Here is a 13,773-nt window from a genome sequence, read left to right as displayed (position 1 = left end):
AAAACAAGCTGGAAAGTACGACCTTTATTCTGTAGGATGGTTTATAAACAGAAATACGATAGATAACCCTCTTCTTCCTACAAGTGGAAGCGATGTAACTCTTTCTTTAAAAACAGGAACCGGAACAAGGGATTTTTACAAAGCTGTTTTATCTGCAAGTAAAATAATTCCGGATAAAATTTTCTATACAGATTTTATCTTTTCAGTAAAAGGTAGCTTTGGGTTTGTTGAGAAGATATCAAAAAGTATTCCTCTTGACGAGCTATTTTTCGTAGGTGGTGACTTTACGATAAGGGGTTTTGACTGGGGTAGAGCTGGACCATTAGACGAAAATGGAAACCCTGCTGGTGCAAAGAGACAGATAGTTCTAAACTATCAGGTTGCCCATCCAATAGTTGAGAGATTTTTATGGGGATTTGTATTTTTAGACCAAGGTAAAGGTTTTGACAAAGGAAATCCTTTTTCTAACATGTATAACTCTGTAGGTGGGGGTCTTAAGATTATTACTCCTTTTGCACCTATAGAGCTTTACTATGGTAAAGTTTTAAATCCACCATCTGGAGTTAGTGGTTCAAGATTTGGATTTATATTAGGTACATTTTTCTAAAAATAAATTGTAGGAGTGATGTAATGAGAAAAATTTTGTCTGTTTTTATGTTGGTTTTTATGTTGGTAAGTGTTTCAAAAGCTGTAAACGTGGCTTACGTTGATATGGAAAAAGTAATGAACGAATCTGAAAAAGGTAAAAAGTATAAAAGAGATTTAGAAAATAAGCTTACCTTTTATCAAAACAAAGCAAGAGATATTCAAAACAAGATACAAGAGTTACAAAAACAACTTCAAAGCCCAGCTCTAAACGAAAAAGCAAAAGAAGATAAAAGAAAAGAGTTGAGAGAATTAGCAAGACAACTTCAGACATTGGAAACACAAGCTAATGAAGAACTAGCAAAAATGAAAGCGGAAGCGGAAAAAAGTATGGTTTCCGAGATTAAGAAAATAGCTGAAAAAATAGCAAAAGAAAAGAACCTTGATGCAATATTTTACGGTGGTCTTGTAAGTGGTGTTTTATATGCAAGCCCAAAACTTGATATAACTAATGAGGTTTTGAAGGAGTACAACAAACAAAAATGAAGTTATCTCAAATAGTTAACATAGTAAACGGTAAAATTGAAAATTTTAAAGAAGATTTTAATGTGAAGGGTCTAAAAAGTATAGAAACAGCTACGAAAGAAGATTTAACCTTTACAAAAGACCCTAAAAAACTTGAAAAAACATCTGCAGGAGCTATATTAACTCCTTATTTTGTTGAAAGTTTAGATATACCACAGATAGTTGTAGATAAACCGGATATTGCATTTTATAAATTAATTGAGGTTTTTTATCCGGAAGAGAAGAAATCCGGATACATATCACCAAAAGCTGTTATAGGAAATAATGTAGATATAGACTCTACCACATTTATAGATGATTTTGTTGTTGTAAAAGATAATGTAAAAATAGGTAAAAATACCATCATTTATCCTTTTACATACATAGGAGAAAACACTCAGATTGGAGACAACTGCATTGTGTATCCATCGGTTGTTATCTATAAAAATACAGTTATTGGTAACAATGTAATAATTCACTCTGGAGCGGTTATAGCAGCTGACGGGTTTGGATACTATCAAGAAGGAAAAGAGAGAAAAAAGATTAAACACGTAGGAAAAGTGATAATAGAAGATGATGTAGAAATTGGTGCAAATACGACAATAGACAGAGCTTTAGTTGATGAAACTGTTATTAAAAAAGGAACAAAAATTGATAATTTGGTAATGATAGGACATAACTGTAAAATTGGAGAGAATACGGTTTTAGTATCTCAGGTTGGAATAGCCGGAAGTAGTAAAATAGGAAACAATGTCATTTTAGCAGGGCAGGTAGGTGTTGCAGACCATATAACGATAACCGATAATGTGATAGTAACAGCCAAATCCGGAGTAGGAAGTGATATTACAGAAAGTGGAATATATGGTAGCTCTATCAATGCAATAGAGTGGAAAAGGTGGAAAAGAGTTATGTCAATCATTTACAAACTTCCGGAAATAATAAAAAAATTAAAGGTAGAATGAGAGAAAGAGATTTTGAAGCAATAGAGTACAACAAATTTTTACAGCTTTTATCCGGTTACTCCCATAACGACCTAACAAAAAAAGTTTTAGTTAACCTTAAACCTTTTGACAATCCGGACAAACTTCACAAAGAGATAAAAAAAACCGAAGAACTCTTTTCCCTCTATATAAAAAAAGGATACCTACCTTTAACAGAGTATCCGGATATTTCAGAATCTCTAAAAATCGCAGTTATAGAGGATAGTATACTATCTACCAAAGAACTGTTTGATATTGCAACATTATTAAAAGTTGTAAAAGAGATAAAATCGTTTATAGAGATAAATCAAGTAGAAGCTTTAAAAAGTCTATACCACAACCTTACACCACTAAAAGAACTTGAAAAAGCTATAATAGACAGTATAGACAACACTTACTCCGTAAAAGACAACGCATCCACAGACTTATCAAAAATTAGAAATCAGATAAAAGAAGTAGAAAAACAGATAAACAACCTTTTAGAAAACTTCCTCAACAAATCAGCTTACGAAGAAGCTATTCAAGAAAGGATAATAACCCTTAGAAGAGAAAGATTTGTAATACCAATAAAGTACAACTATGTTGGTAAAATAAAGGGAATAATTCAAGACAGGTCATCATCCGGAAACACAGTTTATATAGAACCTTTTGAAGTTGTTCCACTGAACAACAAACTTTCTGACCTAAAACTCCAAGAACAGATAGAAATAAGAAGAATTTTAAAATTCTTGACCGATTTGGTCAGGTCAAAGATAGAATTTATAAAAAAATCATTTGAAACAGTTTTAGAGTTTGATATTCTTCAAGTAAAAGTTAGATACGCTAAGGAGTTTAACTGTACCTTTCCAAAAGAAGATAAAAATCTAAAACTTTACAACGCAAAACATCCTATTTTTTTACTAAAAAACAAACCTTTTAACCCAATCGATATTCTTTTGGAAAATAAAAAAGGTCTTGTCATAACCGGTTCAAACACGGGAGGTAAAACTGTTTTTCTAAAAACAGCCGGATTGTTATCTCTTTTATACAAAACAGCAATACCTATCCCAGTTGCCGAAAACAGCACGATAAAACTTTTTGACAAAGTTTTTATAGACATAGGAGATTATCAAAGTATAGAAGAAAATCTATCTACATTCTCATATCATATAAAAAACATAAAGGAAATTTTAACTCTTTCAAATGAAAACAGCTTAATTTTATTTGATGAACTTATTCCCGGAACGGACCCTGATTTTGCATCTGCTTTAGGGATAGCTATTTTAGATTATGTGAAAGAAAAAGGCAGTTATGTAATTGCATCTACACATCTAAAAAAAGTGAAAATGTACGTGTTAAACAGCGATTACTATCGTATAGCCTCTGTAGGATTTGATAAAGAAACGTTACAACCAACATATAAAATTTACTACGATACCGTTGGAGAAAGTATGGCATTTTACATAGCTGAGAAACTCGGTCTTCCTCAAAAAATTCTCCAAACAGCAAAAAAATATGTGGAAGAAGACGTATTAAAATTCCAAGATTTAGCAACAAACTTTTCAAAATTGATATCAAAATACGAAGAGGAAATAAAGCAGATTCAAGCTTTGAAAAATCAACTTCAAGAAGAAAAAGAAAAATACGAAAAACTTGTTCAACAACTTGAAAAAGATAAAAAAGAACGATGGAAAGAAAGTCTAAAAGATATCCAAAAGTACTTAGAAAATGTAAAAAAAGAAGGATACGAAATATTAAAACAAGTAAAAGAAGAAAAAAGTGGTAGCAAGTTGGAGAAATTCATAAAAACCAAAAAAATAGAACTCGAGAGTATGCAAAAAGAAGAAGTAAAAGAAGAGTTCAAAGAAGGAGATACAGTCCGGATAAAAGGGAAAAATCAAAAAGGTTATATAATCTCAATAAGAGAGGATAAAGCAAATGTAGATTTTGGTGGATTAAAAGTATGGATAAATTTATCGAATCTTGAAAAAGTAAAAGAAGATAAAAAAGAAGAAAATAAAAGCCTTAAAGTATCAAAACCACATTCTCAAATCATGCCATCTATAAATCTTATAGGAAAAACAAAAGAGGAAGCAATAAAAGAATTAGAAAAGTATATAGATAATGTTATCTTACAAGGATTAACAACGTTTAAAATTATCCATGGTTATGGAACCGGAGTTCTTAGAAAAGCAGTCAGAGAATATCTTGATAGATTACCTTATAAAATCAGATATGAAGATGCCCCATACCATGAAGGAGGTATGGGAGCCACAATCGTTTATTTGGAAAATCACTGAGGTAATGCTAAAGGTTCAATCATTTTTAGAATGTGTTTTGTACCATCTTCTTCAACAACTTCAATTGCTTTTACTCCGGTTGCATCCTCATCAATAGCAATCTCTTTTGGCTTAGGTACTATGTGTTCATGTTGTTCTAAAGTAATGATAAACTCATCATCTTTAGGGTCGTAGGATAAGCCTATTAATGGTTGTTTTTTTGTTTCAACTTGGTCTCCTATTTCCTCTCCAACAACCTCAATTTCTATCTCTTTTGAACCAAGTTGTTTTGAAAGTTTGTCAAAAAAACTTTCCCATTGTTCTTTTGGTAACACTTTTACCATTTTAACCCTCCTTTTTGATGTTTTTTTTAACTTTATAACTATTATTAAATATAACTCTTATTTTTTCAGATGCAACATTTCAAACATCATCAGATTCTACAGATTCTATGGCTGTCATTATCGCTTTCGCTTTGTTTACCGTTTCAAGCCATTCTTTTTCAGGTACTGAATCTGCTACTATTCCGGCTCCTGATTGTACGTAAACAGTATCGTTTACTATAACTGCTGTTCTTATTGCTATTGCTGTATCAAGATTTCCATCAAAGGATATATAGCCTACAGCTCCTGCGTAGACACCTCTTTTATCTGGTTCAAGTTCTTCTATGATTTGCATTGCTCTTACTTTTGGAGCTCCACTTACAGTCCCAACAGGAAAAACTGATTTTAAAACATCTAATGGATGTAGTCCCTCTTTTAAAACTCCGGATACGTCGGATACTATATGCATCACGTGAGAGTAGTTTTCAATGTACATAAATCTATCTACTTTAACAGAGCCTTTTAAAGCTACTTTACCAACATCGTTTCTTGCTAAGTCAACAAGCATAAGATGCTCAGCTTTTTCTTTTTCGTCGTTTAAAAGGTCTTCTTTTAGAAGTCTGTCTTCTTCTTCCGTTTTACCTCTTGGTCTTGTTCCGGCTATTGGTTTTGTAAGTATCTTTCTATCCATCACACTAACTAATATCTCCGGAGATGAACCAACTATTTTTATATCGTTAAAATCAAGATAAAAAAGATATGGAGAAGGATTTATAACTCTTATAGCTCTGTATATATCTATTGGGTCCGTTTTCAACTTTTTAGAAAACCTTTGAGATAAAACTACCTGTATTATATCTCCTTCACAGATGTATTCTTTTGCTTTTAAAACAGCCTTTTCAAAACTTTCCTTTGTAAAGTTTGATTTCCAATTTTGGAAATTTACTTCTTTATTTTTTAATGAAAGCCTTTTTATTTGTATCTCTTTTTTTAATTTTTCTTCTATTTTATTTATTTTTTCTATAGTTTTATTGTAGATTTCTTCCAAACTTTCGTTTTCTTCGTTTAATATAGCAGATACGATTATCTTTATTTTGTTTGTTAGATTGTCAAAAGCTACAACTTCATCACTTAAAAATAGATATACATCCGGAATGTTTAAAATATCCGGATTTTTGTCTCCAACAGGTTCATAAAATTTAACAACATCGTAACCTATGTATCCTATGTATCCTCCCCAAAAAGGTGGAAGGTTTTTATCTTTGTATGGTTTTAAATCTTTTATAAGGTTTTTTACTTCATCTATAGGGTCTTTTGTTTCTTTGTAAAAGATTTTTCCTTTGTTGTAGATTTCAATCGTACTGTTTTTTGCTCTGATGTAAAAATTTTCAGATGAACCTATAAAAGAATACCTTCCTACTTTTTCTCCTTTTTCAACACTTTCTAAAATGTAGTTAAACCTTCCTCCAGATGTTATTTTAAAATAAACGGACAAAGGAGTATCTACATCTAAGAGTATGTCTTTATAGATAGGAATAACGTTATATTCTTTTGCTAACGATTTGAACTCTTCTAACGAAATGTTTACCATCTAAAACCTCAATATTTCTGATATAAAGTTTTCTTCATCAAGCTTCTCTATTGCGTAATAGTCTGTAAGGTCAAGTTTTATTGGAGTTATGGATACGAAGCCTTCTTTTATGGCTGTGTAGTCTGTTCCTGGTTGACATTCTTCCAACAGAGCTTCTTCTCCACCTATCCAGTAATACTCTTCTTTTGAAGGAGATAAATATTTTACGATTTCTTCTTTGTAAGCACTTCTTCCTTGTTTTGTAAGTAAAAATCCTTTTATCTGGTTTTTAGGTATAGTTGGTATGTTTACGTTTAAAAAAACACCTTTTGGAAGTCCTTTTACAGCTACCGCGTTAACTATCTTTAACGATACTTCTGCAACTTCTTCATAGTTAGGATTTTTTGATGAACCAACAGAAAAAGCTATTGAAGGTATTTCAAAAAGTGTTCCCTCCCTTGCTGCTCCTACCGTTCCTGAGTAGAAAACATCGTTTCCTATGTTTGGACCTGTGTTTATTCCGGATAGACTTGGCATATCTTTTAAACCCGGAAAAAAGCTAAAACGAAAAATAAATTCAAAATAATAAACCGGAATTAATTTTGCTAAGTCCAACTACTCTCCTCTGTAAGTTGCTTTTCCTGTAGCTGTTTCCCAAAGTGTAACACTGACAACCTTTATATCCTCTTCTAAATTTGCTTCTTTCAACTTTTTAACTAAAAAGTCGTAAAAGTATTTTGCCAAAGCCTCCGCTGTTGGGCAAAAATCAACTTCTGTAATTTTATAACATCCAAACAACTCTTTAAACTTAGGGTATATTGGGTCATTAATGTCTATTATGAATGAGTGGTCAAACACATTATCAACCAAATCTTTCAACGCTGATTTTATGTGGTAAAAATCCACAACAACATCTTGTTCGTTTAACGTATCTGAACCTACCGTTACCTCCAAAACGTAACTATGACCGTGTAAATTGGTACATTTGTTATCTATCTGGATACCTTCAGATAGTTTAGCTGCTTTTCCGGATTTTAAGTCTTGTTTCCACACCCTGTGCCCAGCTTCAAATCTAAATATCTTTGTTATTTCATACTTCATTATCAATCCTCCTACTGTTTAAGTATACTCTTAATATTTCAGCTGCTTTTGGGTCTTCTTTAGCTTTTTCTGTGAGATTCATTATAATCTCTGATTCATCTTTCTCAATAGCTTTTTCTATCTTTTCATTTACTTCTTTTATCTCTTTTCCTGTATCTTTTTTATACTTGTAAAGCAAATACATAAAAGTTATAAATATTCCAAAAATAATAAATTGAATTAAGTTTTGTAGAAAAAGAGCTTTATTTACATAACTGGAAAGATCCTTTAACTGTTTATTTAAGTTTTCCTGATTTTGTTTTATCTCTTGGATATCGGAAATTAATATTTCCAAAACTTGTTTATCTTGGGAAGTTAGATTTTTTATTTTTTCTAACTGAGATAGCTTTTCTTCAAGTAGTCTCTGTTTTTGGGATAAGTTATATACTTGATTTTCAACCTTTTTTAGCTGTTCTTCTTTTACACCTTTATACTTTATAATTTTAGGCTCTACAACTGTTTGTTCTGCCATAGAGATATTGATAACTAAAATAAAAAAAATTATTATTTGTCTAAGAAAGTTCAATTTCTTTTGCCTCAAAGACAGGACCTTCATAACAGACTCTAATATAAGTATCATTTTTTACATCTTTTACTACACATCCTACACATATTCCTATGCCACATGCCATCCTGCTTTCTAGTGAAAGGTAACATGGTCTATTTTTTTCTATCGCTATTTTACTGACAGCCTTCATCATCGGTTTAGGTCCGCATACTATCAGTGGTGCGTCCGGATTTTTTTCAATGATATCTTCTAAATCTTGCGTTATTAAGCCTTTTTTCCCAAAGCTACCGTCATCTGTGTAGTATAAAACGTTAACACTGTTTTGGTTAATCCAATCTATCATAGATAAATCTTCTTTTTTTCTTGCACCGTATAGGGCTGTGTAATTTTTTCCTTTTTTCTTAATCTCTTTTATAAATAAACTAACTCCGGCAAAGCCTATCCCACCACCAACTACTATGTAGTTATCATAATTTTCCGGAAAAAGATTGTTCCCCAATGGACCAAGAACATTTATATATTCTCCTTCTCTCCTGTTTGTTAAAAACTTAGTTCCTTTTCCATAAACGTCGTAGTACAGAGTAATAACATCATCTTCAACATCGGCGATAGCAAAAGCTCTCCTTAGTAAAGGGTCATAGTAATCTTCCAAAGTCGGTTTTACCATCACAAACTGACCTGCTTTTGTAGTTTTTGCTATTTCTGGAGCTTTGAGTTTTAAAATATAAGTTTTTCCGCTTACAAATCGGTTTTCTGTAATTCTACACTCTAAATCGTAAATCACTTTTTTGCTCCGTAAAATTTTAGAATCTGTTCTACATGTCCTTTTGCTTTTACATTTTTCCATGCTTTTTTTATGTTTCCTTCCGAATCTATTATAAAGGTAGACCTGATAACACCCATAGTTTTTTTACCGTACATAACTTTTTCTCCGTAAGCTCCATACTCTTGCATTACTTTCTTTTCAGGGTCCGATAGAAGTATAAAGTTTAGGTTGTATTTTTCTTTGAACTTTTTATGGCTTTCAATAGAGTCAGGACTAACTCCAACGACTATACCATAGTCTTTAAGAGTATTTAGGTTGTCTCTAAAATCACAAGCTTCTGTTGTACATCCGGGAGTGTCGTCTTTCGGATAGAAGTATAAAATTATATCTCTTCCTTTACCTAAGTAGTCTTTTAAACAGAAGTTTATCTCTTTTCCGTTTTCATCTATTCCAGGCAGACAAAAGTCTTTCGCTTTTTCCATTTTAATACCTCCTATTTATACCTTTTTAAAAGTTCTTCTTGAATATCTTCCAATTTTACTCCACTATCTACCAATGCGACTAAAAGATGGAATAAAAGGTCCGCAGTTTCATAAACTATCTCTTCTTTATTTTTATTTTTTAAAGCGATTACTGTTTCTATCGCTTCTTCCCCGACTTTTTGAATGATTTTATCACTGCCCTTTTCGAAAAGTTTTGCAACGTATGAGTTTTCTGGATTAGCATTTTTCCTTTCTTGAATTTTTTCGTATAGTTTATGAAATAACTCAAAAGGTAAAGGTTTATCTTCTTTTTCTAAATTTAGATTTCTATAAAAACAGGTTTCTTCACCTGTATGACAGGCAGGACCCTCCTCAACAACTAAGTATATCAAACTATCTTCATCACAATCTATTTTTATGTCAATAATCTTTTGCAAATTTCCGGAAGTTTCTCCTTTTTTCCATAAAGACTGTCTTGACCTTGAGTAGTAAGTTGCATATCCGGATTTTATAGTCTCTTCTATCGCTTCTTTGTTTGCATAAGCTTGCATAAGAATTTTACCTGAGTAAAAATTTTGAGTTATAACAGGGACTAAACCGTTTGTATCAAATTTAACCTTACTTAAATCTATCAAAACAATCCTCTACAAAATTGATAATTATAAATAATTATAACACTTTAAATAAGATTAGTTAAATGGGAACTTTTTTAATAACTGTTCAAAACTACCTTTACTGAAAATGCCTTTTATAAAAATCTCCAAAAGTTCACTTAACTGTTCATCATCTACCTTATCCGGATTTTCTAAAACTTTACATTCCACTTTTCCTTTATCAAAATCATGGCTGACATGTATTTTTAAACGACCTATCCTTTTGTCTTTTTCATCTTTAAATTCCAACTTAAAAACGGAAGTTAAATCCTTTTTATCAAATTGGAAATCTAAAATGCTAACTTTAACTCTCTTTTTTCCTTTTTCCATAGTAGGTTAATCCCCCTTTTTAAGATTGATTTAACAACCTTAGTTCCCAGTTCAAAATATAGTTTAGCAAAAAAAAACATCCGGATGCAAAACAAAATTTTGTTTATAGATTTTTTATTAAACTCAATAATTTATCAATATCTTCGTATTTGTTGTTGTAGGTTAAGGTTATTCTTAACCTTGATGTACCTTGTGGTACTGTTGGTGGGCGGATTGCTTGAACAAATATTTTATTTTCCATTAGATAGTTTCTTATTTTTATGGCTTTTTCTTCACTTTTTACTACATAAGATAAAATGGGAGTATTATGAAAGTTTATATCTATTCCATTTTCATTTAATTTTTCATAAAGGTACTGTGCTTTTTTCAAAACATCAAACCTTCTAAAATCTTCTTCTGCCAACAATTTAAAGTTTTCTAAAGATATAAAGTTTTGGATTGGAGACAATCCTGTTGTAAATATTACAGACCTCATTTTGTTTACCAGATAATCTATAAGGGTATTACAACCACATATGAACGCACCATAACTTCCAACTGCTTTTGATAATGTTCCCATCTGTATTATGTTTTCCTTTGGTTTTATACTAAAATGGAATAAAGTTCCCCTACCTTCTCCGGTTATTCCTGTTCCGTGGGCATCATCAACTATCAAGACAGCATCGTATTTATCTACAATCTCAACTAACTTATCAAGAGGTGCAATATCACCTTCCATACTAAATACACCATCTGTTATTATGTATTTTATACCTCTTGTACTTGTTTTTTTTATTTTTTCTTCTAAATCGTTAAGGTCTAAATGTTTGTAAATAACTTTTTTTGCTTTTGATAATCTTATTCCATCTATTATGGATGCATGGTTTAACTCATCACTGAATATAACATCTTCTTCTTTTACAATGGCTTGTATCAATCCAACATTTGCCATATATCCACTTCCTACAACTATGCAACTTTGAGTTTGTTTAAAATTTGCTATAAACTCTTCAAGATCTTTTTGAATTTGAGTGTATCCGGATACCAAAACTGATGCTCCACTTCCCAAAGATAGTTTTTCTAAATTTTCTTTTAATTTTTCTTTGGTTTTTTGATTGTCCTTTAATCCAAGGTAATCGTTTGATGAAAAGTTTATAAAATCATCTGGAATAACCAATCTTTCTCGATAAAGATTTTTAGACTTTACCTCTTCTAAACTTTCTTCTAAAAATTTTATAAAATTTCTCAGTGTTTCCACCTTAAAAGATTTTAAATATTATTACAAAATTATATTATAAAAAGTTTGATAGATACATAGCCGTTACAGTATCCATGGTTTTGACATGGTTTACAATCCATGGTTTGAAGTTGTTTACAAGATAATCTTTTAAAGTTTCAACATCTTTATTTTCTTTTAACAGTTTTTCTAAACTTTTCAGTTCGAATAAAACTCTATCGTGTTCTCCTCTATGCATCGGATAAGCAAAAAAGTTATACTCACTCATCAGAGAATTTTCAAAGGAAAAGTGATTAACAACATCGTTTAAAAACTCTTCAAATACCTTAACTAATTCTTCAAAATCTGTTTTGTTATCTTCATAACCCAAAATCTTTTCATAAAGCTTGTTGACAATTTTTATCTCATCTTCATGAATTTCATTCATATCTTCCAAAGCAACTTTTGGTACTTCTCCTACATTTATCAACATATCAACTTACCTCCTAATTTAAGATTTTAAGATAATTATATCCTAAATCAAGAAAATTTTCAAAATTTTCAGTGTTTGACTTTAACTTTTATTTCATAAGTCAAACCATACAAAAATCCTTAACAGTTTTGGAAAAATATAAACACGGTGTTTATAGGACCGAAGGAAACCTTCACTACTTTTCCGACAACCTAAAGAAAACTTTAACCAAAAAGTTAGAAAACTTACAGATAGAAACCAAAAAGTTTTTACAAACAAAACAACTATCAGAAAAACTAAAAGAAAAAGTAATAGAAAACATAAATCCACCATCTGATGAAATTGTAGAAGAGGTAAAAAACAGTGTAGAATTACATACCAGTACACTTGAACAAAAACCAGACAGTTTCAACATAAAACTAAGAGCTGAGTTGAGTAAAAATATCGAATCACAGATAAGAGATTCCACATACTTGGTTTTAAACGAAGAAACCAGTAAAATAAATATATGAAAATATTGTATCTATATTCAAACAATCCATTTATGAAAACCTACATCATCTGCAAGATTTTGCAAAAAATATTTCCAAAAGTGATTTAGATTCGGAAGATATAAAAAACTTGATAGATGATTTTATAGATAAAAACAGTCTGTTTAGAACCTATGAAATAAGTAGTTTAGTTATGAGATTTTTAGGAGATATTTTAGAGCTTATAGTCAAAAATCCACTAACAAGTCAAGACAGAAAAAACAAACTCCAACAAGCTCAAGGGGAAGTTTACGCACTTTGGGCATTCAGTCCAAATTTTGACCCAACTCTTAGAATAAACATAGTGGAGAGAGCTATTCTTTATCAAGAACAACTTAAAGAAAATATGAATATGTTAAATCAAATAGTTGGTAAGTTAAAAAGTTTGGCTGGTAATGAGATGGCTATGTTTTTAGAAGTAATGGGACTTGTATCAAATCTTCCTTTAAGTTTAGTATTAAGTAAGTTGGAAAAAGCTGGTACTCTTGGACAGATTAGAAACGCTTTACTTAATACAAATAAAGATAACACAAATATAAAACCACCATCAACTTACGATGAAGTTTTAGATGAGATAAACAAAGACTTGGAAAATCTAAAAAGTTTGATTGAGTTGTCAGTGATAAACGCTGTAAACGCTGAAAAAGCTTTTGTAAACTCAACATCTATATATGTCAGAAACATAGTAAACAAACTTAATTCTGAAGAATATCTGGAATTCGTAAAAAGAATGTACGATGTTTTAAGTGTTAAAGGTTTGGAAGTTGAAAATGAGAAAATACTCAAAATGGTTAGGTTAGGAGAAATTTATACATATCTAAAAGAAACATTAAAAACATTAGAAGGAGGTTTGTGATATGGAGATTTTGAAAGTAAACTCAGTTTCACCAGACTTAGAAGAAGAAATTGCAATGTACGATATATTAGTTTACGATGGAGACAAACATCTTTACGAGTTTTTAGAAGAAGCTGGAAGGTTTATACCAAAACATTTAAAGCAAAAAGTCAAATTTTGTAAAAATATAAACTACTCCAATCCTGTGACAGTTTCTTTAAAAAAAGATGGAGAAACCATAGAGCTAACTGAGATACCAGACCTATACACATTACTACAAAAAATAAACAATTACAAAAAAGATTTTAGAGAAATCAACACGGAAGATGTTGTAATAGTAAATTCAGATGACAAAAAAGAACTTTTTGACACTATACAACAGTTTATAAACCTTGGGATAAACATATCGGTATATTCCAGCAAAGAGTTGGAAGATAGGGAAAAAGTTGAAAAGTTTAGTAAAAACTTAAACGAATTCGATGAAGTTTTAGATAAATTTTATAAAAAAACCCTAATTTCCAATTCGAAAAAAAGATGAAATAAAAAACCTCCAGTGGTATCATAAAGTAAAACTACCACTGG

Annotated in this window: 18 protein-coding genes; 7 read left to right on the top strand and 11 right to left on the bottom strand. The window is 30.9% G+C overall.

Translation table 11 applies throughout. The features are described 5' to 3' along the window. From NE054_RS04100 to NE054_RS04085, 4 genes are all read left to right on the top strand, one after another. On the top strand, positions 1–607 hold a 607-nt coding region (locus NE054_RS04100; RefSeq protein WP_297888882.1), incomplete at its 5' end, for a BamA/TamA family outer membrane protein. 23 nt (positions 608–630) lie between these two features. After that, a complete protein-coding gene (locus NE054_RS04095; protein WP_297888880.1) occupies positions 631–1,131 on the top strand; it encodes an OmpH family outer membrane protein in 501 nt (166 codons plus the stop codon). Then, positions 1,128–2,111, top strand: a complete 984-nt coding sequence (lpxD, locus tag NE054_RS04090) for a UDP-3-O-(3-hydroxymyristoyl)glucosamine N-acyltransferase (RefSeq protein ID WP_297888878.1) — start codon at positions 1,128–1,130, stop codon at positions 2,109–2,111. The genes NE054_RS04095 and lpxD overlap by 4 nt, the downstream gene beginning before the upstream one ends. Next, the gene (locus NE054_RS04085; RefSeq protein WP_297888876.1) at positions 2,108–4,408 is read left to right on the top strand and encodes an endonuclease MutS2; all 2,301 of its coding nucleotides are present in this window, start codon (positions 2,108–2,110) and stop codon (positions 4,406–4,408) included. The genes lpxD and NE054_RS04085 overlap by 4 nt, the downstream gene beginning before the upstream one ends. Here the strand turns inward: NE054_RS04085 and NE054_RS04080 are convergent. The 11 genes from NE054_RS04080 to NE054_RS04030 form a co-directional block, all read right to left on the bottom strand. Beyond that, entirely contained in the window at positions 4,402–4,731 is a 330-nt protein-coding gene (locus NE054_RS04080; RefSeq protein ID WP_297888873.1) for a DUF5335 family protein, read from the bottom strand. The genes NE054_RS04085 and NE054_RS04080 overlap by 7 nt on opposite strands. Before the next feature lie 79 nt (positions 4,732–4,810). Continuing rightward, complete coding sequence (trpE, locus tag NE054_RS04075; RefSeq protein WP_297888871.1) at positions 4,811–6,301, bottom strand: anthranilate synthase component I; 1,491 nt, start codon at positions 6,299–6,301, stop codon at positions 4,811–4,813. After that, entirely contained in the window at positions 6,302–6,895 is a 594-nt protein-coding gene (locus tag NE054_RS04070) for a 5'/3'-nucleotidase SurE (RefSeq protein WP_297888869.1), read from the bottom strand. Continuing rightward, positions 6,896–7,381: a 6-carboxytetrahydropterin synthase gene (locus tag NE054_RS04065; protein ID WP_297888866.1), complete on the bottom strand. Its 486-nt coding sequence runs from the start codon at positions 7,379–7,381 to the stop codon at positions 6,896–6,898. Further along, entirely contained in the window at positions 7,371–7,892 is a 522-nt protein-coding gene (locus NE054_RS04060) for a viral A-type inclusion protein (protein WP_297888863.1), read from the bottom strand. The genes NE054_RS04065 and NE054_RS04060 overlap by 11 nt, the downstream gene beginning before the upstream one ends. A 40-nt stretch (positions 7,893–7,932) precedes the next feature. After that, positions 7,933–8,712, bottom strand: coding sequence for a dihydroorotate dehydrogenase electron transfer subunit (locus tag NE054_RS04055; protein ID WP_297888860.1), 780 nt, complete (start codon positions 8,710–8,712; stop codon positions 7,933–7,935). Continuing rightward, positions 8,709–9,176: a peroxiredoxin gene (locus NE054_RS04050; protein ID WP_297888858.1), complete on the bottom strand. Its 468-nt coding sequence runs from the start codon at positions 9,174–9,176 to the stop codon at positions 8,709–8,711. The genes NE054_RS04055 and NE054_RS04050 overlap by 4 nt, the downstream gene beginning before the upstream one ends. A gap of 11 nt (positions 9,177–9,187) precedes the next feature. Next, the gene (gene hisIE / locus NE054_RS04045; RefSeq protein WP_297888885.1) at positions 9,188–9,808 is read right to left on the bottom strand and encodes a bifunctional phosphoribosyl-AMP cyclohydrolase/phosphoribosyl-ATP diphosphatase HisIE; all 621 of its coding nucleotides are present in this window, start codon (positions 9,806–9,808) and stop codon (positions 9,188–9,190) included. 57 nt (positions 9,809–9,865) lie between these two features. Further along, positions 9,866–10,159, bottom strand: coding sequence for a hypothetical protein (locus NE054_RS04040; RefSeq protein WP_297888855.1), 294 nt, complete (start codon positions 10,157–10,159; stop codon positions 9,866–9,868). 103 nt (positions 10,160–10,262) lie between these two features. Next, the gene (locus NE054_RS04035) at positions 10,263–11,396 is read right to left on the bottom strand and encodes a pyridoxal phosphate-dependent aminotransferase family protein (protein ID WP_297888852.1); all 1,134 of its coding nucleotides are present in this window, start codon (positions 11,394–11,396) and stop codon (positions 10,263–10,265) included. 34 nt (positions 11,397–11,430) lie between these two features. Next, positions 11,431–11,847 carry a hemerythrin family protein gene (locus tag NE054_RS04030; protein WP_297888848.1) on the bottom strand — a complete coding sequence of 139 codons (417 nt, stop codon included), beginning with the start codon at positions 11,845–11,847 and terminating at the stop codon, positions 11,431–11,433. A gap of 128 nt (positions 11,848–11,975) precedes the next feature. On the opposite strand from NE054_RS04030, the gene NE054_RS04025 reads away from it, so the two are divergent. From NE054_RS04025 to NE054_RS04015, 3 genes are all read left to right on the top strand, one after another. Next, positions 11,976–12,338 (top strand): hypothetical protein, encoded by a 363-nt coding sequence (locus NE054_RS04025; RefSeq protein WP_297888846.1) that lies wholly within the window; start codon positions 11,976–11,978, stop codon positions 12,336–12,338. Between the two features lie 109 nt (positions 12,339–12,447). Beyond that, positions 12,448–13,212 (top strand): hypothetical protein, encoded by a 765-nt coding sequence (locus NE054_RS04020; RefSeq protein ID WP_297888843.1) that lies wholly within the window; start codon positions 12,448–12,450, stop codon positions 13,210–13,212. Between the two features lies 1 nt (position 13,213). Further along, positions 13,214–13,729, top strand: a complete 516-nt coding sequence (locus NE054_RS04015; protein WP_297888840.1) for a hypothetical protein — start codon at positions 13,214–13,216, stop codon at positions 13,727–13,729. Positions 13,730–13,773: the final 44 nt, after the last annotated feature.

Origin of the sequence: Sulfurihydrogenibium sp., assembly GCF_027448985.1 — a bacterium.
Classification (GTDB): domain Bacteria; phylum Aquificota; class Aquificia; order Aquificales; family Hydrogenothermaceae; genus Sulfurihydrogenibium.
The sequence above is the reverse complement of the archived record's forward strand: the minus strand, read 5'-3'. Positions and strand labels throughout refer to the sequence as shown.

Bases quoted from the DNA above. Each gene is read 5' to 3' on its own strand.
- NE054_RS04095 (WP_297888880.1), top strand. From the start codon at position 631: ATGAGAAAAATTTTGTCTGTTTTTATGTTGGTTTTTATGTTGGTAAGT.
- lpxD (WP_297888878.1), top strand. From the start codon at position 1,128: ATGAAGTTATCTCAAATAGTTAACATAGTAAACGGTAAAATTGAAAAT.
- NE054_RS04085 (WP_297888876.1), top strand. From the start codon at position 2,108: ATGAGAGAAAGAGATTTTGAAGCAATAGAGTACAACAAATTTTTACAG.
- NE054_RS04080 (WP_297888873.1), bottom strand. From the start codon at position 4,731: ATGGTAAAAGTGTTACCAAAAGAACAATGGGAAAGTTTTTTTGACAAA.
- trpE (WP_297888871.1), bottom strand. From the start codon at position 6,301: ATGGTAAACATTTCGTTAGAAGAGTTCAAATCGTTAGCAAAAGAATAT.
- NE054_RS04065 (WP_297888866.1), bottom strand. From the start codon at position 7,381: ATGAAGTATGAAATAACAAAGATATTTAGATTTGAAGCTGGGCACAGG.
- NE054_RS04060 (WP_297888863.1), bottom strand. From the start codon at position 7,892: ATGGCAGAACAAACAGTTGTAGAGCCTAAAATTATAAAGTATAAAGGT.
- NE054_RS04050 (WP_297888858.1), bottom strand. From the start codon at position 9,176: ATGGAAAAAGCGAAAGACTTTTGTCTGCCTGGAATAGATGAAAACGGA.
- NE054_RS04040 (WP_297888855.1), bottom strand. From the start codon at position 10,159: ATGGAAAAAGGAAAAAAGAGAGTTAAAGTTAGCATTTTAGATTTCCAA.
- NE054_RS04030 (WP_297888848.1), bottom strand. From the start codon at position 11,847: ATGTTGATAAATGTAGGAGAAGTACCAAAAGTTGCTTTGGAAGATATG.
- NE054_RS04015 (WP_297888840.1), top strand. From the start codon at position 13,214: ATGGAGATTTTGAAAGTAAACTCAGTTTCACCAGACTTAGAAGAAGAA.